24 protein-coding genes and 1 pseudogene are annotated in these 24,908 nt (G+C 41.8%); 3 read left to right on the top strand and 22 right to left on the bottom strand.

Annotated features, from left to right (window positions below; all coding sequences use genetic code 11):
- Positions 1-159: 159 nt before the first annotated feature.
- The 3 genes from ACQRD1_RS03860 to ACQRD1_RS03850 form a co-directional block, all read right to left on the bottom strand.
- The gene (locus ACQRD1_RS03860) at positions 160-2,091 is read right to left on the bottom strand and encodes a DUF5107 domain-containing protein (protein WP_235232368.1); all 1,932 of its coding nucleotides are present in this window, start codon (positions 2,089-2,091) and stop codon (positions 160-162) included.
- Between the two features lies 1 nt (position 2,092).
- Positions 2,093-2,545, bottom strand: a complete 453-nt coding sequence (gene bcp / locus ACQRD1_RS03855; RefSeq protein WP_235232369.1) for a thioredoxin-dependent thiol peroxidase — start codon at positions 2,543-2,545, stop codon at positions 2,093-2,095.
- A 145-nt stretch (positions 2,546-2,690) separates the two neighbouring features.
- Positions 2,691-3,467: a helix-turn-helix domain-containing protein gene (locus ACQRD1_RS03850; RefSeq protein WP_235232370.1), complete on the bottom strand. Its 777-nt coding sequence runs from the start codon at positions 3,465-3,467 to the stop codon at positions 2,691-2,693.
- Between the two features lie 195 nt (positions 3,468-3,662).
- Between ACQRD1_RS03850 and ACQRD1_RS03845 the strand changes: the two genes are divergently transcribed.
- Positions 3,663-4,250, top strand: a complete 588-nt coding sequence (locus tag ACQRD1_RS03845) for a pseudouridine synthase (protein ID WP_235232371.1) — start codon at positions 3,663-3,665, stop codon at positions 4,248-4,250.
- On the opposite strand, the gene ACQRD1_RS03840 is transcribed toward ACQRD1_RS03845, so the two are convergent.
- The 3 genes from ACQRD1_RS03840 to cls form a co-directional block, all read right to left on the bottom strand.
- The gene (locus ACQRD1_RS03840) at positions 4,247-5,587 is read right to left on the bottom strand and encodes a sodium-dependent transporter (protein ID WP_235232372.1); all 1,341 of its coding nucleotides are present in this window, start codon (positions 5,585-5,587) and stop codon (positions 4,247-4,249) included. The two genes, ACQRD1_RS03845 and ACQRD1_RS03840, sit on opposite strands and share 4 nt — an antisense overlap.
- A gap of 102 nt (positions 5,588-5,689) precedes the next feature.
- A complete protein-coding gene (tig, locus tag ACQRD1_RS03835; protein ID WP_235232373.1) occupies positions 5,690-6,745 on the bottom strand; it encodes a trigger factor in 1,056 nt (351 codons plus the stop codon).
- Positions 6,746-6,864: 119 nt separating this feature from the next.
- Positions 6,865-8,340 (bottom strand): cardiolipin synthase, encoded by a 1,476-nt coding sequence (gene cls, locus ACQRD1_RS03830; protein WP_235232374.1) that lies wholly within the window; start codon positions 8,338-8,340, stop codon positions 6,865-6,867.
- Between the two features lie 145 nt (positions 8,341-8,485).
- Between cls and ACQRD1_RS03825 the strand changes: the two genes are divergently transcribed.
- Positions 8,486-8,926 (top strand): hypothetical protein, encoded by a 441-nt coding sequence (locus ACQRD1_RS03825; RefSeq protein ID WP_235232375.1) that lies wholly within the window; start codon positions 8,486-8,488, stop codon positions 8,924-8,926.
- Between the two features lie 34 nt (positions 8,927-8,960).
- Here ACQRD1_RS03825 and ACQRD1_RS03820 read toward each other — a convergent pair whose 3' ends face one another.
- The 7 genes from ACQRD1_RS03820 to ACQRD1_RS03790 form a co-directional block, all read right to left on the bottom strand.
- Positions 8,961-9,413, bottom strand: coding sequence for a DUF1934 domain-containing protein (locus ACQRD1_RS03820; RefSeq protein WP_235232376.1), 453 nt, complete (start codon positions 9,411-9,413; stop codon positions 8,961-8,963).
- Positions 9,414-9,421: 8 nt separating this feature from the next.
- A complete protein-coding gene (murI, locus tag ACQRD1_RS03815; RefSeq protein WP_268826444.1) occupies positions 9,422-10,264 on the bottom strand; it encodes a glutamate racemase in 843 nt (280 codons plus the stop codon).
- 154 nt (positions 10,265-10,418) lie between these two features.
- The gene (gene pfkA, locus ACQRD1_RS03810) at positions 10,419-11,396 is read right to left on the bottom strand and encodes a 6-phosphofructokinase (RefSeq protein WP_235232377.1); all 978 of its coding nucleotides are present in this window, start codon (positions 11,394-11,396) and stop codon (positions 10,419-10,421) included.
- Positions 11,397-11,473: 77 nt separating this feature from the next.
- Positions 11,474-14,947: a DNA polymerase III subunit alpha gene (locus ACQRD1_RS03805; RefSeq protein WP_235232378.1), complete on the bottom strand. Its 3,474-nt coding sequence runs from the start codon at positions 14,945-14,947 to the stop codon at positions 11,474-11,476.
- A gap of 112 nt (positions 14,948-15,059) precedes the next feature.
- The gene (locus ACQRD1_RS03800) at positions 15,060-15,296 is read right to left on the bottom strand and encodes a polya polymerase (protein ID WP_235232379.1); all 237 of its coding nucleotides are present in this window, start codon (positions 15,294-15,296) and stop codon (positions 15,060-15,062) included.
- A 46-nt stretch (positions 15,297-15,342) separates the two neighbouring features.
- Positions 15,343-16,182 (bottom strand): CvfB family protein, encoded by an 840-nt coding sequence (locus ACQRD1_RS03795; protein WP_235232380.1) that lies wholly within the window; start codon positions 16,180-16,182, stop codon positions 15,343-15,345.
- Positions 16,183-16,321: 139 nt separating this feature from the next.
- Positions 16,322-16,873: a carbohydrate ABC transporter permease gene (locus ACQRD1_RS03790; protein ID WP_347375468.1), complete on the bottom strand. Its 552-nt coding sequence runs from the start codon at positions 16,871-16,873 to the stop codon at positions 16,322-16,324.
- A gap of 75 nt (positions 16,874-16,948) precedes the next feature.
- Between ACQRD1_RS03790 and ACQRD1_RS03785 the strand changes: the two are divergent.
- Positions 16,949-17,461: pseudogene (locus ACQRD1_RS03785) on the top strand (DUF4091 domain-containing protein); the annotation flags it as partial.
- Here the strand turns inward: ACQRD1_RS03785 and ACQRD1_RS03780 are convergent.
- From ACQRD1_RS03780 to ACQRD1_RS03740, 9 genes are all read right to left on the bottom strand, one after another.
- Positions 17,458-18,282, bottom strand: a complete 825-nt coding sequence (locus ACQRD1_RS03780) for an acyltransferase domain-containing protein (protein WP_235232383.1) — start codon at positions 18,280-18,282, stop codon at positions 17,458-17,460. The pseudogene ACQRD1_RS03785 and the gene ACQRD1_RS03780 sit on opposite strands and share 4 nt — an antisense overlap.
- A complete protein-coding gene (locus ACQRD1_RS03775; protein ID WP_328282594.1) occupies positions 18,279-18,470 on the bottom strand; it encodes a uroporphyrinogen decarboxylase family protein in 192 nt (63 codons plus the stop codon). Before ACQRD1_RS03775 ends, ACQRD1_RS03780 begins: the two co-directional genes overlap by 4 nt.
- Before the next feature lie 166 nt (positions 18,471-18,636).
- Positions 18,637-19,353: an acyl-[acyl-carrier-protein] thioesterase gene (locus ACQRD1_RS03770; RefSeq protein WP_235232384.1), complete on the bottom strand. Its 717-nt coding sequence runs from the start codon at positions 19,351-19,353 to the stop codon at positions 18,637-18,639.
- Entirely contained in the window at positions 19,337-20,524 is a 1,188-nt protein-coding gene (locus ACQRD1_RS03765) for a cation diffusion facilitator family transporter (protein WP_235232385.1), read from the bottom strand. Before ACQRD1_RS03765 ends, ACQRD1_RS03770 begins: the two co-directional genes overlap by 17 nt.
- 21 nt (positions 20,525-20,545) lie before the next feature.
- Positions 20,546-21,229 carry a stage II sporulation protein R gene (spoIIR, locus tag ACQRD1_RS03760; protein WP_235232386.1) on the bottom strand — a complete coding sequence of 228 codons (684 nt, stop codon included), beginning with the start codon at positions 21,227-21,229 and terminating at the stop codon, positions 20,546-20,548.
- Positions 21,230-21,293: 64 nt separating this feature from the next.
- Complete coding sequence (locus ACQRD1_RS03755) at positions 21,294-21,971, bottom strand: GntR family transcriptional regulator (RefSeq protein ID WP_235232387.1); 678 nt, start codon at positions 21,969-21,971, stop codon at positions 21,294-21,296.
- 3 nt (positions 21,972-21,974) lie between these two features.
- The gene (ispE, locus tag ACQRD1_RS03750; RefSeq protein ID WP_235232388.1) at positions 21,975-22,850 is read right to left on the bottom strand and encodes a 4-(cytidine 5'-diphospho)-2-C-methyl-D-erythritol kinase; all 876 of its coding nucleotides are present in this window, start codon (positions 22,848-22,850) and stop codon (positions 21,975-21,977) included.
- Positions 22,851-22,883: 33 nt separating this feature from the next.
- Positions 22,884-24,443, bottom strand: coding sequence for a DUF3794 and LysM peptidoglycan-binding domain-containing protein (locus tag ACQRD1_RS03745; RefSeq protein WP_235232389.1), 1,560 nt, complete (start codon positions 24,441-24,443; stop codon positions 22,884-22,886).
- A gap of 11 nt (positions 24,444-24,454) precedes the next feature.
- Complete coding sequence (locus ACQRD1_RS03740) at positions 24,455-24,862, bottom strand: protease complex subunit PrcB family protein (protein WP_235232390.1); 408 nt, start codon at positions 24,860-24,862, stop codon at positions 24,455-24,457.
- Positions 24,863-24,908: the final 46 nt, after the last annotated feature.

Below are 24,908 nucleotides of genomic sequence, written 5' to 3'. Positions count from 1 at the left end.
TGAGAACCAGCATATCACTACGTGCAAACCAAATTCAACTCTTTTCAAATGTGTTTGCAATAAATGTCTAAATATGACTATACACGGCGTGCCTTGATGGATTTTGAACTGATCCAGGACAAAATGATATAGATGATTTCTTTCATAAAATCCTCCACATTACTCAAATGCCATGAACTGATACCTGTAAGGTACTTCTTCCTCTTCTTCTGAGACAGCATCGTGCAGTTTCTTCCATAATTGTCCCAGAGTATCCTCTCCTTCCCGGAGATCATCAAGCACCAATCCTCCATCTTCTTCCATCAGTTCATAAGCCTTTTCTTCTTTTCCACTCTCGCCTAATGCCTGGATATAATAGAACCGCAATCTGCTGTCAGCCTGAAGTTTTTTGCTCAGCTTTTTATAAGATGCACACAGTTCCGTATAAGCTTCACAACTAATCAATATCTTGAATCCTTCTTTTTGATATGAGCATTCCTTCTTCTGAAGCTTCATTCCTTTTAACATATACCGGGCTGCTTTCTTATTCTTTCCTTTCCGCAAAGTCAGACAGGCAAGCGCGTGAAGTGCCCATGCATTTTCCTCCAGTGTTCTGGATGTCTGAAATTCCTGCTCTGCTTTCTTGAATTTTCCATCCATATAATAACGAACTCCCAACTGGTAGTGCGCGTACCAATTATGTTTTTCCTGTTCTTTGACAGCTTCCTTTAATCTGGTAAAGCTTTCTTCATCATTCAAGAATACATCCGGTCTTTTCTCAGGCTTCGGACAATGCAATCTGCCGCCTTCTATGAATGCTTTCCAGCGGGCATAATCCCCTTCTTCATCTACAAATTCCAGATGATCCGTCCACTTGCCATGAACTCCAAGGATTCCATAGCCGCTTCCCGCCTGCACAAGATCCGCTTTCTTTAAAGCCATTGGCTTGGATGCTTTCAGCTTTTCTTTCAGATGCCTGTGACTTTCTCTTTTTAGGAGCATCTCTGTGACTTCTGCACTTCGCTCTTCATGAGATTCCTGAAGCTTCTGTGCATCGATCTGAATTGCCCCATATTGCTCCATCCATTCCCATGCAGTGTGTGGTGCCATAGGAATACAGCCATACTGTGTCTTTGCAAGGCCGGCCTGAATCTCAATATATCTTCCTGCATTCTCCGTCAGGAATTCCTGCCAGTGGTCAGAAGCTGCCTGACTGCCCCAGGAGAATAACTTCCGGCTTTTCATTCTGTCCGTTGACATCTGAAGAAGGCCGTATCCCTCTGCATTAACATTTGCAATATACTTCGGCATATCCTCTTCTATCTCAAAGAAATAATCCACAGACTTCGGAATCTTCTTATAATCGGTGACATCCACGCCCCGAACCATCGGAATCTCTACTTTTCGAACCTCTTTATCTACCGTCGTATATGCGGCTCTGGCCGGAACAATGATTCTTCCGCCGTCGAATTCCGGCACTGCCATGTTACTCCACCAGTACATCGGCACTACCTCATCATTTTCATTCACAATCCGCATCCTGCAATTTAGGAAACGGGAATCTTCTTCCAGCCAAAAATCCATCTGGTATGTGACATCACGGATTCTTTCATATTCGTACATTCGAAGAACCGGATTGCCCGCTTCGTCTTCCGTCTGGGCAACATACATCTGTTCTGTCGTAAATGGAGTATGCCCGATAATACCAATATTCCATTCTACGCCTCCACTGAACCATGCATTTCTAGTCGCCAGGTTACTGAATCGAAGAACATCATTCGTATACAGAAGATTCTGATCTTGCTCCTTATCCCACAGTTCCCACAATCTTCCACCATATTCTGGCAAAAATACGGCTTTCAGATATTGATTTTCCAGAACAGCCGTCTGTACTTTACGCTCTTTGAGTTCTCTGCAATATCCATTTCTCTGGCGATACGGATAGGCACTTTTCACCCTCCCATATCCATCGTACAATTCAGAATCCTCCGGCAGCTGAAATCGCAGCTGATTCTGTAAGATACTTTCCCCGGACAGATCCGGCACACATGACTCTTTCCCCAATAAAGCCATCTGCATCTTCCGCTTTTCCATTCTAAGTTCTGTTCCCATATTACACCTCTTCTAACATCTTCGCCGGATCATCGGCTGCTTTTACCTTATCATTTGCTTTGATGATCACACCATCTTCGTCAATCAGGTACGTTGTCCGCACAACGCCCATCGACACTTTTCCATAATTCTTCTTTTCCTTCCACACATCATAAGCCTGAATTACTTTCAATTCCGGGTCTGACAATATCGTAAAAGTCAGGCCCTGCTTTTCTTCAAATCTCTTATGCGAAGCTACCGTATCCTTACTGATTCCGATGACAACTGCCCCTTTTTCCTGAAACTGTGGATACAGCTGTGAATAACCACATGCCTGTTTCGTACACCCCGGAGTATTATCCCTCGGATAAAAATATAAGATTACCTTTTTACCTCTGTACTCCTCAAGCGAATGCACTTGTCCATTCTGATCCGGCAGTGAAAATGCCGGTGCCTTGGTTCCCACTTCTAACATAGTGTCTCCTCCTTTAATCATAAAACCAACGGTTCATTACAATCTCTTTTCTAAGTTCGATAATACAACCTATTTCCGCATTTGAAAAGACTGAAACTTATAAAAATGGCGGCAGGTATTACCCCGCCGCCAGATTTTCTTTTCTCTATTCTTTTTCAATCAGCATCCATACCAGTGTAGCGTCTTCGTCCGAGTCGTTCATGCTGCTATGGACTTCTCCGGCCGGAATAAATGATGCTTCTCCGGCACATAATTCATTGCTCTTGCCATTGCACTCACATTTTACTTTTCCGGAGATGATGTAAGAATATTCATCGCCGGTATGAGACGCAGGCGGTACCACGGTTCCTGGTGGAAATATTGCATAGCCCATGGACACCTTTCCATCTGTCGGGCAGCATGCACCGGAGAAATCACTCATGGCAACTCCGTCCTGGCGAACAGATATATATTCGTTCTTTACATCCCATGCTACCAGTTCCGGGTCACGTTCCAGCGGAATCCCTTTGTCGTAATCAGTGCAGTCTTTGCACCCTTTCTGTTCCTCTCCTTCATGCGTACACGCTTCAAAATCCTCACGCAGCAGCTCCATCCGAAGCAAAAGACTCTCTAACTTACGTCCTTCGAACTTACCGCTTAACCTCTCATAACTTGCATACTTCTTCTTAAGCCCCAATAATCCTGAACCACTGTCTTTCTTATGAACGAATTGTCCCTGTACATCCGATTCGTCTTCGAACAATTCCTTCATTGTGATGTTCAGCGCCTCTGCAATCTTCTTCAGGGATACCAGGGTAATGGATGAAATTCCACGTTCGAATTGAGGCGAGAAACTGACTGATAATTCTGTCTTCTCACTCAATTCTTTTAATGTAATATTTTTTCTGCGTATTTTCCTGATTTTTTTGCTTATGTATTCCATATTTTCGTCATATTCCTCACTCTATGTTTTATACTTATAAAACAATTTCAGTACCACTGTAATTTTTTACTATTTTCACCATTAAGTGTCAATACAAAAGAAAAAGGTGTCCTCCGCTATCTGAAAACAACTGCGGAGGATATCTTGACTTTTCTAACAGGGATAAATATGATAAATGTACCAGGAGGAATCACGATGTATCATTACTATATGTTTAACAAACCCTTCGGCTGTGTCACTGCAAGACGCGATGACCGCTACCCCACTGTGATGGATTATTTTCAGGAATTACACAATGATGCCCTCTCTCCCGTCGGCAGGCTGGACCGCGAGACAGAAGGGCTGCTTTTGATTACAGATGACGGGCAGTGGAATCAGGAAATGACTCATCCTGCCCGTCACAAAGAAAAGACTTATGAATTTACCGCCCTTGGGGCCCTAACAGAAGAGAAGCAAAAGCAGCTGGAATATGGGGTCCTTTTGAAAGGCTCTGACATTCCAACTGCTCCTGCCAAGATTTCTGTTACACATACGACAATTCTTGCCGATATTCTTCCAACGCTTCACCCTGAGATTCAGGAGAAAACCCGTCATAACCGGATGGATCATCCTGTTGTCCAGGGAACCATCGTGATCACAGAGGGCCGAAAGCGCCAGATACGCCGAATGTTAAAGATCGTGGGTTGCTGTGTTATAGAATTAAAACGTACAGCCATTGATTCTATTTCCTTAGACCCGGATCTTAAGCCGGGAGAATGGAAAGAGATCTCCCCACATTTTTAACCGATTCCACCGAAGAAGATTCCAAGGACATACACAACCAGTGTGATGCCTACGAACACATATTTTGTCAGCGGCTCGAACCATTGGCCCAACGGCTTCGTCCGTCCCGTCTCAGCCTGACTTCTTGCATATCCTTTCGGACATACCCAGAAGAACATGATTCCTGCCAGCAATGCTCCAAGAGGAATGATATAGATGGAGATGACATCCATCCATGCGCCTACGGAATCGCCGCTCTCGATGAAGATACTGACGGCTGCCCCGATCACGGCAATCACTGCCACTGCCATTTTTCTTGACAGTCCGAACTGTTCTTGAAGCGCCTCGACCGGCGTCTCGAACAGATTCATAAGGGACGTGATCGCTGCCGATAACACCGCAGCAAAAAAGATAATTGCAAATAAACCGCCAAACGGAAGCTGTTGGAATACTGCCGGCAATGTGATAAACATCAGCGGCGGACCGCTTGCCACATCAAGACCGAACGCGAATACTGCCGGAATCACTACGACTCCTGCCAGCAGTGCCGCACAGGTATCAAAGAACGCAACATTCTTCGCACAGCTCACAATATCAATGTCTTTCTTCAGATAACTTCCATACACAATGGTTCCAGAACCTGCCAGTGACAATGAGAAAAATGCCTGTCCCAATGCATACACCCAGGTATTGATATCCAGTAATTCTTCCCACTTCGGTACAAAGAGATACTTGTAACCTTCCATTGCTCCCGGAAGAATAGCAACACGTACCATCAGAATCAGAAAGAACAGGAAAAAGACTGGCATCATGACCTTATTGACCTTCTCGATTCCCTTGGTGATACCAAATGCCATGATAACAAACGTCACAGCTAACCCCAGCATATGCCAGCTGATATTTCCGAATGGTACCGCAATCTTTCCAAAAAAGCTTCCCATATCCTCTACTTTTGTAAGATTCCCTGTCAGAGAACTCCACAGATACTTCATGACCCATCCGACAACCACAGAATAGCCGATTGCAATTCCAAGAGAACCTATCACCGGAATCATCCCAATTGCTCTGCCGACTGGTCGCCCTTTTTCTCCGAACCGCATCTCCATCGCTTTTCCAAAAGAACCAAGCGGTCCTGTCTTCATGCTCCGTCCGAATGCCATCTCGCCGATAACACCGGAAAATCCAAGCAGCACCACAAATATAAAATACGGAATTAAAAATGCTGCTCCGCCAAACTTACCGGTTCTGTATGGAAACATCCAGATATTAGCCATTCCTACCGCAGAACCAATACACGCAATAACAAATCCCATTTTTGTGCGGAACTCATCTCTTCCCTTCTCAACTGTCTTACCCATCTCATTTTCTCCATCAACTATCGTATTTTCAACAAAAGAGGCTTATTCAAAATGTCTTTTCCCCGACATCCGAATAAGCCTTATCATCCCTACTGCTCTTCCCTATTCAGAAGCGACCTGAACACAATGTTCTACCAGCCATTCTTTGACCAGATTATTCAATGCGATTTCTTTCAAGTCCTCTTCTGACGCTGCTTCTTTTAACGCATCTACATCTTCATAGCCGTAATCTTCAGCCATCTGTTTTAATTGTTCCTCATAAACATCATCTGTCAGCTTAATCTTCTCTTTGTCTGCGATTGCCTCTGTCACCATCGTCTGCTTAACACTTGATTTTGCAGCCTCCTCAACCTGGCTTTCAAAATCTTCCACTGTGGTCTGCATCTGTTCCTCAATGAAAGTCTCATAATCCTGTCCATAGTATTCTGCTGCTGACTTGTATTGTTCAATCAAGGAATCCGATATCTCCTGTACATCTTCTTCTGGATACTTCTTTACTTCGGAATTATCCAGAACTGCCTGCCATACTTCCTGACTGAGACTGTCTTCATAGTTGGTCTTGGCATCTTCTTCTAACTGTTTTCTGACTTCTTCCTTATATTCCTTAACAGTCTTTGATTCCTCAGATACAGATTTTACAAATTCATCGTCCAGCTCAGGAACGACCTGTTCACTGATTCCTTTGACTGTAATGGTAAATACGACCGGCTTTCCGGCATAATCTGTATTGCCATAATCATCTGGGAATTGTCCTTCCCAGTCATAAGTATCTCCAACATTATGTCCAATCACACTATCTTCAAATCCATCGATAAATGTTCCTGATCCGATCGTAAGCGGATAATCGGTAGAAGAGCCACCTTCAAATTCTACTCCATCTATTTTTCCTACAAAGTCAATCGTTGCTGTATCTCCTTCTTGTACCGGACGGTCTGTGATCTCATTCGTTGTTGCATTGGTTTGCAAAGTAGAATTAATCGTATTTTCCACATCTTCATCGGTAATCTCCTTAGCTTTTTCTACCTCATCAACTTCTACACCTTTATATTTGGAAATCGTCAATGCATCCGTCTCCAGTCCTTTGCTTCCTTCACAACCAGTCAATATCATAGAAGCAGCAAATACACCTGTTAATAACATTATAATTTTCTTTTTCATACTACACCTCATGCTCTATATTATTCTTATCAACAAAATTACGCACTATTATGTTATAGCACATTTGGCTAGACTTTCAAAGGTTTTTCACATTTATTTCATTCTTTTCTGATCTTATATCATAAAACAGGAGATAACAATCTGCAAAATTGTTCTTTGATTCGTACGATATAATTTCTCTGTTCATACTTCTTGCGAGTCACCAGAGTACTCTTTGTAATGTCATTCTCAAATGCCTCAACTAACTTCTCGGTTGTCCGCGCACTGTAGATCACAGCATTGACTTCAAAATTCAGACTAAAGCTGCGAATATCCATATTGGCCGTCCCCATGCAGGTCACAAGCCCATCTACACACATACATTTCGCATGAAGGAATCCATGATCATAAGTATAACACCTTGCACCAGCCTCAATCATTTCCCCTAGATAAGAATAGGTCGCCCAATATACAAACGGATGATCTGGCTTGCACGGAATCATGATCCGTACGTCAATACCAGACTTCGCAGCTATCATCAATGCATCCCGTATATTATCATCCGGGATAAAGTATGGAGTCTGTATATAGATACTCTTCTTCGCCATATGAATCAGACGGAGATAATTATTACGAATTTCCTGACTGCTGGAATCCGGGCCACTGGAAATAATCTGTACCGGATCACGTCCGTTACGCACATAATTGGGAATCTCAAAGAGTCGATCTTCTAAGAATAGATTCTCCTTGGCCGCATAATTCCAATCTAACACAAATCGTACCGCCAACGAAGTAACCGCCGATCCTTCAATGCAAATATGTGTATCTCTCCAATAGCCAAACTTTTTATCCTTTCCAAGATATTCCCGTCCGATATTAAAGCCTCCGACAAATCCAATTCTCCCATCGATAACTACAATCTTTCTGTGATTTCGATAGTTTACGCGAAGTTGTAATTTCCCCAGAACTGCCGGGAAGAATTCTGCCACTTCAATGCCTGCTTTCTCTAAGCGAACCCAGTCGGAATTATGCATTCCTCTGCATCCCATACTGTCGAACAAGACCCGCACTTCCACTCCCTGTCTTGCTTTTCGTATCAATACCTTTTCAATCTCCTGCCACAGTTCATCATTGCGGATAATGTAATATTGCACATGGATATAATTTCTGGCATGCTCCATCTCTGCAAGCAACGCCTGAAACTTCTCCTTTCCATCCGTATATATGCGAATATCATTATTATCTGTCAACACAGACTCTACTTCATTCAGATTATATAAGATCAATCCTTTGAATCTTTCCAGCTCAGGATCGCGCAACCGCAATTTCTTCCTATAGATGGATTCCTCCTGTCTGCGAACGGCATACTTAATCTCTCCTTCGATTTCCTTCATCTTAAACATTCGGTTTTTATGGAAATTCTGACCCAGGATCAGATATAGTACAAACCCCAGAATGGGGATAAAATACAACAGCAGAAGCCATGCCCACACAGTCGTGGGATTGCGGCGCTGAAAAAATATGATCAGCAGTGAAAACACGATATTTATCAAGAAAAAATGATCCAGAATCCATTCATATGCAATTCCGATTCCATCTCCTGCTATCTGAAGCATGATAATCCTCCCCAACACTCTCTTACTTATAATTATTATACCTTTTCTCACCGGAAAAGTAACCCTAAAACCTCAAATCTCTTGCACTTGTGCTCAAAGAATGTTACAATGTAGTTCGTGAAAAATAGATTTTAGGAGGTTCGCCGTGAGTACGTTTACCATCGTATTGCTTGTTATTTTAATCGTTTTAATTGTTGCATGTGTTGTGTTGTATTTCTTAGGAAAAAAGGCAGAAAAGAGACAGGCTGAACAGCAGGAACAGTTGGATGCTGTAGCGCAGACTGTATCTATGCTTATTATCGATAAAGGCAAGATGCGGATGAAAGATGCAGGACTCCCAGCCATCGTTCTGGAGAACACACCAAAATATCTTCGCCGTTCCAAAGTGCCGGTTGTAAAAGCAAAAGTTGGTCCGAAGATTATGACCTTAATGTGCGATGCACAGATCTATCCTCTGATTCCTGTGAAAAAGGAAGTAAAAGCTACTGTAAGCGGCATCTACATTACCGCAGTCAAGGGCTTAAGAGGACCATTAGAGACACCACAGAAGAAGAAAGGTTTCTTCGCAAGATTACGTGGCAAATAAAGACAAGCGCAACAACAAATAAAAGCATTGGATCCTAACGGTCCAATGCTTTTATATTAATCGCTATATTACAGTCAGCGACCATCTCACTATTGATATCCAACGCATAATTTACATGGATATCGATATTCTCCTCGGTCACATCCACCTTCATCTCTTTTGTATGTGTTCCAACCATTAATTCCCCATACGGAGTATTATACTGAGTCATGTTAATCTTATCTTTTTCAAAAACCATATGTGTATTTGAAATGCCACTTTTCATAATCTCAAGCTTGCCCTCTTCATCAACGCGAATCTTATTCTTGATAGACCCCGGCATTCCTTCTACCACTTCATCATAGACAACATAATGCTTCCCATTCTTCAGATAATATGTTGCCGGCGTGATGACTTCAATTGGTTCGTTCTCATTTTCATCCTCATCCACTAATCCAGTCGTCTCATAATGCAGACCAGATATAGTCAATAATACTTCTTTCGTCATACCATCACCTAATATTCTTCTATATTAATCTGCTTTGTCGCAGCGACATCATATGGAAGGATCGTATTCGCAAATTGCGTAAACTTCTCAGCCGCATCACTGACATAAAAATCATAGACTGCCGGTTTTCCCGATTGATTTGCAATTCCTTTCTTTTCCAATATGGATTTCAGATCCATCGCTGTCTCATAAGCCGGATTTACAATATGTACCTTCTCCCCAAAATACTCAATAATTCTGGATCTCAACAAAGGATAATGCGTACATCCCAAAATCATGGTATCAATATCCGTCTTCTTCATATCCGACAGATAGATATCGATTACTTCCTCTGTGATCTTGTGCTTCGCAAAGCCTTCTTCCACTAACGGTACAAATAACGGACAAGGCTTTCCAATAACGACCGCATCCGGATTCATGCTCTTAATGACCTTCGTATAAGTCTCACTTCGAATCGTCGCTTCCGTTCCTGCCACACCAATCATTCCATTCTTCGTCTCCTGCACAGCTGCTCTCGCACCCGGCACGATCACTCCAATAATCGGAATATCTATCTCCTTCTCCACAGTCTCAAGTGCCAGCGCACTGGCTGTGTTACAGGCAATTACAATCGCCTTCACGTTCTTCGTCTGAAGAAAACGGATAATCTGCCGCGAAAATCGGATAATATTATTCTTAGACTTGCTTCCATAAGGCACTCTGGCCGTATCCCCAAAATACACAAGATTCTCATTCGGAAGCTGGCGCATAATCTCTCTGGCAACCGTCAAACCGCCCACACCAGAGTCAAAGACACCAACAGGGGCTGTATTTTTAGAATTCATCTCCACGATAATAATCTCCTTTATCATACATTCGTACTACCCATTGTACCGTTTGCCCCTCACGATTTCAAGTAGAGGACGTAGACTTTTTTAACTTTACTACGTCCCCAATTAAAAAATGCCCTGTACCCAAATGAAAAAAAAGAGGCATTTTTGCCTCTTTTTTCTCTATCTTTCAATCTTACAATGCGAGTTCTTTTGCGATTTCGTACTGGTAATCTGGAATTCCTTTTTGCATCTTCAATGCTTCGTTGATATCGAAATCAACGTATTCTCCGTGTCTGTAGCCTACTACACGATTGCTCTTTCCTGCGATCAGAAGATCCACTGCCATTGCTCCCATGATGGATGCATATACACGGTCTTTACATGTCGGGCTTCCACCACGCTGCATGTGTCCGATAATGGTTGCTCTGGTCTCCATTCCGGTTGCTTCTTCGATTCTCTTCGCCATGTTCAGTGAGTCACCGACGCCTTCTGCGTTGATGATGATGTAATTCTTCTTACCACGTTTTCTGCATTCCTGAATGTCTGCTACGATTGCTTCTTCGTTGTAGTCGTGCTCTTCTGGCATCAGAATACGCTCTGCACCATTGGCAATACCACACCACAAAGCAAGATATCCGGCATCTCTTCCCATAACCTCGATGATAGAGCATCTTTCATGAGAAGTTGATGTATCACGAACTTTATCGATTGCTTCCATTGCTGTATTTACTGCTGTATCAAATCCGATTGTATATTCTGTACATGCGATATCCAAATCAATAGTTCCCGGAATTCCAATTGTATTAATTCCAAGGTTTGCTAACTTCTGAGCTCCGGCAAAGGAACCATCTCCACCGATGACTACTAATCCGTCAATTCCATATTTCTTACAAATTGCTGCAGCTTTCTGTTGTCCTTCTTCTGTACGCATCTCTTCACAACGCGCCGTCTGAAGAATTGTTCCTCCGCGCTGGATTGTATCAGACACGTCTCTGGCGGACAGATCAATAATCTCTTCATCCAAAAGTCCCTGATATCCTTTTCTGATACCTCTGACCTTCAGGCCTTTTCCTAATGCTGTTCTAACTACCGCACGGATTGCTGCATTCATTCCAGGTGCGTCACCGCCACTTGTCAATACACCTATCGTACGTATTACTTTGTCTGCCATGAATTATCCCTCCATCGTATTCTTAATTTAATCCCTATGGAAATCTATCTCTCTCGTGCAACATTGTACATTAATTATCAAAGGTTTTCAATGGGTTTTTCGATTACTTTTACACAAGATTCTCCCAAATAATTCGTCAATTTGCTCAATAAAACTTTGTCTGCACTTACATTTCTGTTTGCCGGAAGACGTTTGATTGCCTTCTCTTTTTTACAATATATGACCACAGAATCGGATCCATCGGAGTCTTTCAACAATTCCAAAAGTTCCTTCTCTTTTGATAAATACGCCTCTTTATCCGCATATTGCAACCACAATTCTCGTTTTGTCTGTTCAAATGGAACAATCGACTCACAGATCAGCTTACTTGCCGCCTCATCTTCTTCTGACACTCTTCCTTTTACAAAGACTTTGCCCTCTTCGTTCAAATATTGCTGATTCTTCTCATAGACTTTTGGGAAGATTACAACTTCCACAGAACCTGCCAAGTCTTCCAGCGTAATAAATGCCATCGTCTGATTATTCTTCGTATATTTGATAGTCTTCGAGGTTATGATTCCACCCACGATCTCTCTGGCGCCATCGTGAACCTTCGTTCTTCCAGTCTCTTCATCCAATTGAAAATCTAAGGTTGTTCTGGAAATATTCTTCTTCCACTTTTCTTCGTATTCTTCCATTGGGTGACCACTGAGATAGATGCCCAGTACCTCTTTTTCAAACGCAAGTTTTGTCTCCTTCTCATACTCACCTACAGGAGGAAGCGGAATGTCGAATTCAGCTTTCTGGTCATCATCAACCATATCGAACAAAGACAATTGTCCTGTCATAGAGTATTTACGCTCCTGATTCACCTGATCCAGGATCTTCACATAGATAACCATGAACTGCTTGCGGGTTCCACCCAAACTATCAAAAGCCCCTGATTTGATGAAACTTTCTATGGTTCGTTTATTTACTTCTTTTCCTGATAATCGTTCAATAAAATCTTTCAGATTCTTGAATTCACCTCTGGCGTTCCTCTCAGCAATTATTGCATCTATGACCGGTCTGCCAATACTTTTGATTGCAGCAAGTCCATAGCGGATATTTCCATTATCTACAGAGAAACTTCCTTCGCCTTTATTTATATCCGGAGGAAGAATCTCAATGCCAAGCTGTCGGCATGTGTAGATATACTCTGATACTTTTCCCGGATTATCAATGACAGAGGTCATAAGCGCTGCCATAAACTCTACCGGATAATAATATTTTAACCAGGCTGTCTGATAAGATACCACCGCATACGCAGCTGCATGAGATTTGTTAAATGCATATTTTGCGAAATCAATCATCTCATCATAAATCTTATTGGCCGTCTCCTCATCAATTCCGTTGGCGATACAGCCCGGCACCCCTTCTTCCGGATTGCCGTACACAAAGTTCTTCCGCTCACGCTCCATTACTTCGCCCTTTTTCTTAGACATCGCACGGCGCAAGAGATCACTTCGTCCCAATGTATAACCGGCCAGATCTCGTACAATCTGCATAACCTGTTCCTGATACACAATACATCCATAGGTCGGTGCAAGGATCGGCTCCAGCTGCGGACAGTCATACGTAATCGTTTCTGGATGGTTCTTTCCTTTGATATATTGTGGAATAAAATCCATCGGTCCCGGTCGGTATAAAGAGATTCCGGCAATAATATCCTCCAGATTCTGCGGCTTCAGCTCCTTCATGAAACTCTTCATTCCGCCACTTTCTAACTGGAAGATTCCGTCAGTCTTTCCTGTTCCAATCGACTCCAGGACACGTTTATCATCATAATCAATCTGATTAATATCTATCCTTTCTCCTGCGCTTTCACTTGCCAGACGCGCCGCATCCTGAATTACCGTAAGAGTACGAAGCCCCAGAAAATCCATCTTTAAAAGGCCCAGTTCCTCCAATGTCGTCATTGTAAACTGCGCAACTACAGATCCGTCAGATCCAAGTGACAATGGTACATACTCATCTACAGATTTCTGACTGATTACGACTCCTGCCGCATGCATAGATGTATGTCTTGGAAGACCTTCCAGTCTCTTGGACATGTCAATCAATTCATGGACCCGATCATCTTCCTGATACAACTTCTTCAACTCCGGATTCATGCTCAATGCACGATCCAATGTTATATTCAGTTCTTTTGGTATCATCTTGGCGATAGAATCCACGAACGCATAAGGCAGATCCATGACGCGTCCCACATCACGAATGACTCCCTTCGCTGCCATCGTACCGAACGTAACAATCTGAACCACCCGGTCTGAACCGTATTTTTCCACCACATAATCAATCACTTCCTGGCGCCGTTCGAAACAGAAATCCACGTCTATATCAGGCATGGATACACGTTCCGGATTCAGAAAACGTTCAAACAGCAACTGATACTTAATCGGATCAATGCTGGTAATCTCCAGGCAATATGCCACAATACTTCCGGCTGCCGAACCACGTCCCGGCCCCACCATAATACCATGATCCTTGGCATACTTGATAAAATCCCACACAATCAGGAAATAATCCACATAGCCCATGGACTTAATGACAGACAATTCATATTCCAACCGATTCTTTAAAGATTCATCACCAGATGGATATCGCTTCTTGAGTCCCTGACAGCACAAATGCTGCAAATACTCCCAAGAGGTGTATTCCTCTGGAACATCATATTTTGGAAGTTTTGTCACCCCAAACTCAATCTCTACATTACAACGGTCTGCAATCTTCTGTGTATTTTCCAAAGCCTGAAGTGCATAAGGGAATAATGTGCGCATCTCTTCTTCGGATTTGATATAATACTGTCCTCCCTCATAGCGCATACGGTTTTCATCCGAAAGTTTCTTTCCAGTCTGGATACAAAGCAGCATATCATGTGGCTTCTCATCTTCTGCATAGGTATAATGAATATCGTTAGTCGCCACCAGTTCAATTCCCGTCTCCTGCGACATTCGAAGCAACGACTGATTCACCATCTTCTGTTCTTGCATACCGTGGTCTTGTAATTCCAGGAAGAAGTTTCCCTCCCCAAATATCTTCTGATACCGAAGTGCTGCTTCTTTACCCTCGCTGTACATTCCACGCAGAATATTTCTCTGAACTTCCCCCGCAAGGCATGCACTCAGAGCAATGATTCCCTCATGAAATTCTTTCAGTACTTCCAGGTCTACACGGGGTTTGTAATAATATCCTTCTGTAAATCCCCTCGATACAATCTTCATCAGATTATGATATCCTAAGTCATTCTCCGCCAGCAAGACCAGATGATAATATCGTTCTTCCCCGCTTCCTGCGGCTTCTTTGTCAAAGCGTGAACCTGGTGCCACATAAACTTCACATCCCAGAATTGGCTTAATCCCCACTGCTTTTGCCGCACGGTAAAAATCAATCACTCCAAACATTACACCATGATCCGTGATAGCCACACTGTTCATCCCCAGCTCTTTCACACGGGATACGCATTCTTTTATTTTATTCGAACCGTCCAGCAGACTATATTCTGTATGGACATGAAGATGTGCAAAACTCATACCTACTCCTTTTCCTGCTCTTTTGTATTACGCACTTCAAAAATATTTCTATATATAAGTAAAAGGTGCCCCTTCCGAAAGGAACACCTTCTGTCTGCATTCACGTAAGATTCTACTCACCATCAACCATGAATTTCACTAATCTATCAATATCTTCCTTCTCATATGCAATAAGCTCTAATTCCGGAATCTCGCCATTTGAAAAGATATTTGCCATGGATACGTACTGAGACAGCTTAGATTTTAAATTCAATCTGTCACCTTCGCCAGTTACTAATTCTACTCTTCCCTTACACTCATCAACTGCATTAAAAAACTTTTCAATGTTTGTAATATTCTGTACTTTCATCTCACTATCTCCTTTTTACGTTATATTCCTTCGCCCCTATTATAACCTATTTCTTTCGAATTTCAATATGTTTTTCGCTAATTTGTATCTTTCCTTCTTTTAGTAAACGTCCCACTGCACGCTTGAATGCATTTTTACTTAACCCGAATTCTTTCTTGATTAATTCCGGTTCCGCCTTATCTGTAAATGGCAGGCTGCCACCATAAGCTTCCATGCGTTTCATGATCAAATCTGCATCTGCATCCATCTGAAGAAATGCTTTCTCACGCACACTTAAGTCAAGCTTCCCATCTTCCTTCACCTTCACGACTCTTGCATGTACATGGTCTCCGACTCTCAGCTTTCCAAAAGCTTCTCGCTTCGGAATCAATGCGGAATAACGATTATCTACTGCCACAAATACACCAAAATTATCACTGATCTCATAGACTGTTCCTTCCACTTGATCATCCTTCTGATATGGCGAATCACTCTGCAGTCTATCGTAGACCTTCATAGTCGCACACAGTCTTCCTGACTTATCAATATAAAGGGCAACAAGCACTTCGTCCCCTTTCTTTATCTTTGCAGTCTGCTCCCTGAACGGCAATAAAAGATCTTTCTCCAATCCCCAGTCAAGAAATGCTCCAATCCTTCCAGTATCTACTACACGAAGCACGGTAAGTTCCCCCAATGTAATCTTTGGTTCACTGGTTGTTGCGATCAATCGGTCGGACGAGTCTTTGTATAAAAATACTTCGACCGGATCACCGATTTCTATTCCGCGCGGAACCTGCTTTTTGGGAAGAAGTACCTTCTCCTGGCTATTTCCAAGATACACACCAAATTCTACTTCCTTTACTACCATCAATCTTACTTTTTTCCCCAGATTATCTGTTAATGCCATGACTGCCTCCTTGCATCTTGTATACAGTGTTATTATAGTATACTTTTGTTTTGTCCAAAAATCAATATCTTAATTTTTCAGTTTTATAGAACAAAAAACAGCTTTCTGCTCTTCTCAATTTCAAGCAGAAAGCTGTTTTTTATTTCATTCCACTTAATGCAACACTTTGCACGAATTGTTTTTGGAACAATAAAAAAACTATTATTATTGGACACATGATCATTGCAGCTGCGGCCATTGTTGTTGTAATATCTGTCGAATACTGATTTGAAAAGATCGCTAAAGCCAACGGTAATGTCATCTTATCAATATCATTCAGCATAATTAATGGACTCAGGTAATCATTCCATATACCTAATGCAGTAAAAATCCCAAGAGCTCCTATTGCTGGTTTTATATTAGACAGAATCACATGCCAATATATTCTCCATGAATTTGCCCCATCTATTTTCGCTGCTTCACAAAGGCTGTCAGGAATATCTGCAATAAACTGCCTGCTTAAGTAGATACCAAACGCACTGATGAGATTAGGGACGATCAAAGCCCACAATGTATTAAAAAGCCCCATTTTCTGTATCATAAGATACTGCGGAATCATTGTCACCTGTCCTGGCACCATCATTGTTGATAAAAGAAGCACAAATAAAACCTTTTTATATTTAAATTCATACTTTGCAAAAATAAATCCAATTAATGTGCTGGTAAAAAGGATGCCTTATCCAGCTATGAATTTTATAAACACGGACTCGTTGACAAACCAGTTCCTGGCAATGATGAGATTGACCTGTTCTTCCAGAATGGTCTGACTGATATGTGGGTATATTATTGTACCGCACAATGTGTTGATGTAAGCAATCGCTTTATGTCTATGCCTTCTGCCCGGAATCGAATCTATGGTATTCAGATCTATAAGTACGATATTATCGGAATTCTTCATTGGGGATATAACTTTTATTACGACCACTATTCAACGATGTGTCTTGACCCTTATGCGGTCACAGATGCCGGTCACGCATTTCCTTCCGGGGATGCATTTCTTGTATATCCTGGTTCTGACGGACTGCCAAAAGAATCGATCCGTATGATGGTACATTACGAAGCTCTATGCGACTACCGCGCTTTGAAATTATTAGAGTCTCTTACAGATAAAGAATTCGTACTTCATCTGATTGAAGACGAACTGAGTGAGCCGTTAACTTTCACTACATTCCCTAAATCCGATTTCTACCTCATATCTCTCAGAAACAGGGTAAATGCAGAAATAGCAAAAAGGAGCTAATTGCTCCTTTTCATAACTCCCAATGCTATTCCTACTTTTTTTCCTTCAAGTAAAAATTTTTTCAGATTTTTCTGTAAACGAGTATCTTCCGAATACTCGTTTTTATCTTCCTTTATGATTCCATATACCCTTTGTTCTGCTAATGGGAACATATATTGAATATCCAGGATCTCAAATCTTTTCTGGAACTTCAGGATGTTACTCGTTTCATCCAACAATTCATATAATGCCGGAGATGTCAGCCATGAAGAACAAGTATATAATTTGTATTCTTCCGGGAAGAATTTTTCCGCAAGTGCAAAAGATTCATCACACGCTTCCGGCAAAAGTGGTCCACCTTCCGGAATATGGACTCCTATCACCTTTTCTCCCTTTTTCACAACGCCGCCAGAATACTGGATATCTTCTTCCAGAATAATCTTTTCAAATTCAAGTCTTCCCAGACGGAATACTTTCATCTCATATAATCGCTCATACCATCTTGCCTCGACCATTCCATAGATACCATAATATTTTTTACACCACTTACACCAGATAGTCAGGTCATAAAATGTATCATAATATATTTTTTCTGAAATATTATTTTCTAAAAAAACAGGTTTCATCTTCAGTGCAAATCTAATATATAGATATAATGTTCTTAATTTCTGATCTTCTCGCAGTTCCAACTGTGAAAAAAAATCATCTCTGTCATTTTGGAACCGTTTCTCCCACTCTGCCAGCTCCTCTTCTGTCATCTGAAACCGCAATACTTCATCAACTGCACCCGAAGGCAGGTGTATACGTTCCATAAACTCCTCAATTGTATCTGTTGTTCTCATTCCTTTATCTTCCAACCTTTCACAATGTCTATTACCATATTCAGGTTCTCTATTGGAGTATTGATTGGACAATCACATCCGAAAGACGGCATAAAGTTTTTATGCCCCTCCATACTGTCCAGCAACTCTTCGGTTTTTCTTCGGACTTCTTCAGGTGTACCCTGAAGCATCGTTTTCACCGGGTCAATATTCCCTTCTGTTTATCCCCATCTTCAAAGATCTGATACATTGTATAGGGTACTAACTGGAGCCCCATTCCTCCCATTTGAGGATATAAGACTCGTCGCTTTTGCCTGGTCAAATAATTATCTATTACATCCACCTTTTCCATCAAAGACTGATTCCTTCCGTATTTTATTTTAATTCCACTACTGCATAAGGTTTCCCTTTTTCATTGCATAATTCAATCACGGTACGATCTTCTTCATAAGCTGTCCTTGGACAGATTACATCTCCATATACCGCAGACTTCTTATATTCTACTCTGAGCTGCCGAACTTCCATTGGTTCCTTCAGTACTTCCAGTGCCATCTGCACATACTGACAGTTGTTCACATGCTCATTGGTATCAATATGATATTTTCTTACCGGAAATGGTGTATTCTCTATTGTCTCTTTCGGAAGATTGATCTTCCTCGGCGCATATTCCATTTCTAATGGCTCCTCTGATCCATAGAGTGCGATTTCTTGTTCATCCGGCTTTACAGGCCTGCCTTTCTCCATATCCATGTACACCCATACAGAATTCGCATATGCCACATTCTGCTTTCCTGCATCCTGCATACAAAAATTACGAATCCCATACAGCCCCTGAAACTCGGTCGCCCAGGTGCTGACACTTACTGGCTCTCCCATCATCGGATAACGCTCTACAATCACTTGCCAGGCCGATAGAATCCATGCTCGTTTATGTTTTGCACAGTAATCAATCCCTACCCCGAGACTCTCCGAATGAAAGGTACTGCAATCCTGAAAATAATTAATAATTCCCGGCAATGTAATCCGCTTCGTATGATCTACTTCACTGAATCGGATTCTGCTTTCAAATGTATACTTATGATTCTTTTGCACTGGCTACATAACTCCTTTCCAACGTAATGACACACTGATATCTGTGATCAACAATCTGCAGAAGCTTAATCAATGTCATACGCAATTCATCCTGCTTCTTCTTGTCATATTCAAATGGTACAACCATGTCGAAGATCAGATTCACCTGTTCTTTTCCATCAACCATACGGAAATCATGAATAGAAACCGCAGGATCCAAAGCTTCCAGCGTCTGTTCTACCTGCTCCCGGACTTGTAATACATACGTATCCTTTGTCTCAATCGGATCCATATGGATGACCAGAAAGATTCCCAGATTCTTGATTGCATCTCTCTCAATCCGGTCAATAATCTCATGCGACACTTCAATATCCACATCGTTCGGTACTTCTGCATGAATAGATGCCATACTTCTCCCCGGTCCATAATTATGTACGATCAGATCATGACTTCCGACAATTTCATCATAACCCTCTACGAAATTCGTAATTCTCTCATATTCTTCCGGATCTACCGCTTCTCCGATCAATGGTTCCAATGTATCTCTCGCAATTCCAACTCCGGCCCACATAACAACCAATGACACGCCAATTCCCACAAAGCCGTCAATATTAATGCCCGTAACTTTCCAAAACAGAATCGCCAGAATGGTCGCAGATGTGGTGATAACATCTCCCATGGCATCTGCCGCCGTTGCCAACATAACTTTGGAATTGATCTTGTTGCCTAATGTTCTATTAAAATACCCCATCCATAATTTTACCCCAATGGACAAGATCAGGATAATAATCGATACCAGCTGAAATTTTAACTCTTCTGGTTCGCGTATCTTTCCAATCGAATCCTTAAAAAATGTAAATCCAACCTGAAGTACCAAAAATGCAACAATCAATGCCGCAATATATTCGATTCTTCCATGTCCAAAAGGATGGTCTTCATCTGCTGGCTTACTGGCCATCTTCACCCCGACCAGTCCGATGATCGAGGACCCTGCATCTGACAGATTATTAAATGCATCCGCCATAACTGCGATACTATGCAGGAAGAATCCGATCATCCATTTCACCGCAAATAAAAAAACATTACAAAAGATGCCTACCACACTCGCCAACACACCATAGGCGGTACGGACAGACACCTTTTCCGTCTCTTCGTAATTCTTTACAAAATGTCTTACTAAAAACTCAGTCATATAACTGCCTCCGTGTTTCTTCTATTTTTCTTCTGAGGCATCTCCGAAGAAAAACCATTTTATCTTAAAGTCTGAAGTGGCCGTGACCATCTCATATTCCTCAGCCGTCAGCGCCTTCTTTAATTCTTTTTTCCCATCTTCACTGACTACTGCACATGTTGCATTGGTAAAACATAAATTAGGATATAGAACGCACCACCAGTTATGACCTTCTGCCTCGCCCAATCTGATGCGAAGAGCCTCATACCACCCTTCCGGAAAGAGGACATCGCCATAACGCTTATCTGGGAAATAGCATGTTGTCACCTCTGCCTTTGCAAGGTAATCATATCCTTCTTTTTCAAGTACTTTATCGGCAACCTCTTCCAATTCTGTCAGATGTTGCTGCGCCCACTCCTTTGTTTTCTGTGCACTCATTTCTCCTTCCGTCTTATCAGACATACTCTCTTTCATATATTCCAACACCGCATCTCTGACTTGCAATTTCACCTTCTGATCTTCTTCACTGTCACTGTTCGCCAATACATGAAAACGGAACACTTCTTTCGCAAGCTGTTCCTGTGTCTGAGATACCTTAGCATTCACCTGCTCCATTCTATGACAGGAAAATGTAACGGTTATAATGAATGCAATACAGATTCCCAATATTGTACAGATCCACTGCTTGATTCTATATTTCGGATAAAATTCTCTGTGAAGATTCATATGTATCAGACCTCCTTCTATGTTATCAGAAGTGTTAACATATGAATCTTCATTTATTCAGATATTAATTATTTTTTGTGCGAATCAGATCCATTACCGCTGCAACCTGGTTGTCAATGTGTTTACATACGATCTCTGCCGCTTCTTTCTTCTGTTTCTTCTCAATACGGCGGATAATCTCTTCATGTTCCGCAAGCAGCTGGGAATATTTATCGGCTCTCTTCAGATACTCAATTCGATACCGATACATCTGTTCTCTAAGATTATTCAACAACAGTATTAATTTCTGATTATCCGTAGCAAGATATATGATATCGTGGAAACGTACATCTGCCTCCGCTATTTCTGTTATATCATTGCTCTTAAGAGTCTTCTTAAATTGTTCTGCTGCCTGCTCTAATTCTCTGATCTGCTCCTTAGTTATCTTATCACAAGTCAACTGAACAGCCAGTTCTTCCAGAGCTTTGCGCACTTCCAATACATCCCGGAGACTCTTTTCCGTGATATCTGCAACTTCTGCTCCTTTTCTTGGAATCATGAGCACCAGGCCTTCCAGCTCCAGCTTACGGATTGCTTCTCGAATCGGAGTACGGCTGACTCCAAGTTTATTCGCAAGCTGAATCTCCATCAAGCGTTCTCCCGGCTTTAACTCACCCCGCAGAATTGCCTGCCGTAACGTATTGAACACAACATCCCTTAACGGGAGATATTCATTCATATTGACTTGAAAATTCGTATCCATCTTCTATTTCCTCCTTGCATTGTGTATATTCGTCACATACACCTGCTTTGCCAATTGTAATTCTTTTATCTTAGATGCTGCATTTTTCGCCCGTTGCTTATCATCGTATATTCCAAAAACAGTCGGGCCACTTCCACTCATCATAGCATTCAACGCACCATTATCCTTCATCACACTCTTGATTTCTTCTATGACCGGATATTCTTCTATGGTCACTTTCTCTAACACATTTCCCATACAAGAAGCGATCTGCTGCAAATCCTGATTCTCCAGTCCATGAAGAATTCCATCGATATCTGGATGTTCCTGAATCTCATGAGCATCTAACTTCTCATATACCATCTTTGTAGATACACTAATCGGTGGTTTTGCAATCAATATATAACATTTCGGCATATCTGGAAGCGGGGTCAGGATTTCTCCGATTCCTTCCGCCAGCACGGTTCCCCGCATAATACAGTAGGGAACATCTGCTCCCAGCGTCACACCACGTTCCATCAACTCTTTCTGCGATAATCCCAGAGAAAACATCTGATTGATCCCGAATAAAACTGTCGCTGCATTGGAACTGCCGCCGGCCATTCCTGCTGCAACCGGAATATGCTTATCCAGCGTAATCTTCACACCCTCTGAAATCTGAAATTCTTCCATTAATAAGTTTGCTGCCTGATATGCAAGATTATTCTCATTTACCGGGAGATAAAAAAGATTGGTCGACAATTGAATCCCTGGCTCTTTCGTCCTTTCTATCTTAATCTGATCATAGAGATAGACCGTCTGCATAACCATCCTTACATCATGATATCCATTATCTCTCCGCCCCAGAACATCAAGCCCCAGATTAATCTTTCCCAGTGCCTTTAACTCTAATTTATCCATATGTTTTCTCCTTGTATCTTGTATACAGTGTTCTTATAGTATACTCATATTTTCTTTAAAAATCAATATCTTATCCCCTGATTTTATCTCCTCAGTCTCCAAATCATTGACTTCCATAATTCCTTGCACTGTTGTATGATAACGTTTCGCCAGATCCCACAGAATATCCCCGTCACGGACTGTATAGCCTGTAATTCCCGGGCGTTTCTCCATTTCTTCCATATCAATAGGTTGAAACTCTATTTCTTCTATATTCTGAATCATTACCGGGCTCTTCAAGAAGCTGTTGAATGCAAGCACTGCCTTAATCTCAATCTCATCAGTTCCCAAAAGGCTAACGGAAAGTTGTTCCACCGCATAGGTGAGTCCATAGGTCATATCTTCGGAAGTCTCATTGCTCTCCAGAAGATATGAAAACGGAATCATACCCTGCCATGTATCAAATGGAATCTCATCATCTGTTTTGACATACAGAAAACAGATATGAAGCACACCTTCAATCTGAATTCCTCCTTCTGTTACCTCCGTATGCTCTACTTGAATTCTGGCGTTGCTATGGCAGATCTGAAGGATATTATCTTTGATCTCTGGGAGCGAGAGTTGCTCGGTCACTTTACATTTCGAATGGTTCTGCATCAGAAGGCGTTCGAAGATCTCTTCTGACAGTTTTGGCACACAAGTCTTCTCCAGGGAATATGTATCCGTAAGAATGTCCATTTTTTCCTCTTCATAGACAATCAGTCGCACTTCCAATGTCGCTTCTACTCCAATCAGCCTCATCTCTCCATCTTCATCCATACGAACATCAATATTCACATCCGTCAATTCTGGATATATCTGATGATACATGGAATCTTCTGCTCCATAACATTCAATTCGTCCTTCATAGGGGATAGCCTGTTCCACCCAGTCTGTCTTCCCATCCACAGTCTCATAAAGGCAAAACAGCAGTAGTTCTCCTTGCATCTTCAATTCATCTGTCTCAAGTCGAGTATCTAATTTTCTGCTGGAAAGTTCTGTCCAGAGCAGTGTGCCGATATTTTCCTTTGTTCCACTTAATGCGGCCTCTTCCTTAATACGGTATGTATCTTTTTTCGTCAGGAATGCCCGAAGAAGCTCCCGATTCTCATATCTTTTATACAGTGGAGTATCACTCTCTATATCTACGGTAAGCTCATTTTCTTTCTTTCCTTCCGAACAGATGGTAAGTTCTGCCAGTGTTTTCAGATTCAGCTTTCTGGAATGAATAACCGTAACTGTCAGATCCACACTCGAAGATTGGACAAATAGATTCCCGATCGGCTCCTGCTCAAGATAGATCATTTCTTCAAATGGTATTCTTCCTTCAAGGCATGAAAGCCGATTTTCTCCCTCGTCCGTCACATACAGTACCTTAAAATTCAGTTTGCCGGATGCCCTTATATAATTTTCCACTACCTTCATGTCTTCTACATGTAAGGTTCCTTCCCCTAGTATCACTCGCTTCACATCACCCTTTGCATCTGGTACATTATAATCATCATCAATATAGAATTGATCTGTAATTGATTTTCCTGTCTGGTATGTCTGCATTTGTTTTGTCACATATTCCATGGTCAAGCCTCCTATCTGAATTCTACTTCTTTATCCGTATATTCCATTTTTATCACTACATAAGGACATGTCTTCTTCTTTAGAATCTTTTCTTCTTTTTCTGGTCCGAGAAGACTGGTCACTACACGGATTCCATTCTCAGTCTCATAACACTGCTCTACCTTCACACTATATCCAGTGGTATCCTGAACTCCATAACCTCTAGCTGCATACAGGTATCCTTTATCCCCATAAGTCAGCATCATCGGTTCTTCTTTTGATGCTTCAATCTCAGCCAGAAATTCTTCTGGTATCTCGTCGTGATCAAGCACAGTAAACTCAACATCTCGGAGTCTCTCTTCTTCCGTTTTTTTTACAGAACATGCCGTCAGAACCAACAATCCCAGTGACAGCAGAAGTATCTTACATATTTTTTTCATAATGCCCTCTTAACAGCATATCTTCTCTAACATCATACACAACAAC

The sequence above is a fragment of the Bariatricus sp. SGI.019 genome, assembly GCF_050315235.1.
Taxonomy (GTDB): domain Bacteria; phylum Bacillota; class Clostridia; order Lachnospirales; family Lachnospiraceae; genus JAFBIX01.
This window is presented reverse-complemented; position numbering and strand designations above follow the sequence as displayed.